This window comes from Shinella sp. JR1-6, from assembly GCF_004284735.1.
In the GTDB taxonomy this organism is placed as follows: Bacteria; Pseudomonadota; Alphaproteobacteria; order Rhizobiales; family Rhizobiaceae; genus Shinella.
The window spans coordinates 1-680 of record NZ_SHMI01000129.1; the positions used below are offsets into that span (position 1 = coordinate 1).

Sequence of the window (680 nt, forward strand, 5' to 3'; positions counted from 1 at the left end):
CACATCCGTTGGCAGGAGCGGTTCGATCCGTTCCCACTGCGCATCGGAAAACCAAAAGAAATCAGACATCTCACCGCCCTTTCGTCGCGGCAATGAATCATGCCCCAGCGCTCAAGGAAAGCTAATTATTGGGTCCGGACCCTAGAACTTTCCGTATGATCGAGGCTGTTGCGAACCGATTTGTGGGCGCACCTCGACAGCTTCGCCGGTGCTGGTCGGACGGTTTTAAAGCGCGTGCAGTTGCAGAGGCACTCGAGCCTGGCTCGAGCGTCTCAGCGATCGCCCGTCGGCTTGATATCCATCCGTCACAACTGTTTGGCTGGCGTCACGCCGCCCTGGGCTCTCGCAAGAATAACGTAGCGCCGAGCGGTCATAAGGCAGTCACGCCATCTGCCGCCGGTGCGATAATCAAAGTTCTGATTGGCGATGTCGTCGTGCGCGCTCCCGCTGATGTGGACGACGCTCATCTGCAGCGTGTCATCCGGGCAGTTCGCTCGGCATGATCCCCGCAGGTGTAAAGGTCTTCCTCGCCAGTCACCCCATCGACTTCCGCAAAGGGCCGGACAGTTTGCTGTCGCTGGTGCGGGATGCCAGCAGCGATCCGTTCTTATGTGCCGGGCGAGATTATGTGGCGGATCCGTCCTTGCGCCAGCCGAGGCCCGTCTAATCTGGAATTCTCC

1 protein-coding gene and 1 pseudogene are annotated in these 680 nt (G+C 59.3%); one reads left to right on the forward strand and one right to left on the reverse strand.

What is annotated here, in order from left to right:
* Positions 1-155 precede the first annotated feature (155 nt).
* Positions 156-290: pseudogene (locus EXZ48_RS35735) on the forward strand (transposase); the annotation flags it as partial.
* Positions 291-305: 15 nt separating this feature from the next.
* Here EXZ48_RS35735 and EXZ48_RS35740 read toward each other — a convergent pair.
* Complete coding sequence (locus EXZ48_RS35740) at positions 306-467, reverse strand: hypothetical protein (RefSeq protein ID WP_245290473.1); 162 nt, start codon at positions 465-467, stop codon at positions 306-308.
* Positions 468-680 lie beyond the last annotated feature (213 nt).

Bases quoted from the DNA above. Each gene is read 5' to 3' on its own strand.
- EXZ48_RS35740 (WP_245290473.1), bottom strand. From the start codon at position 467: ATGAGCGTCGTCCACATCAGCGGGAGCGCGCACGACGACATCGCCAAT.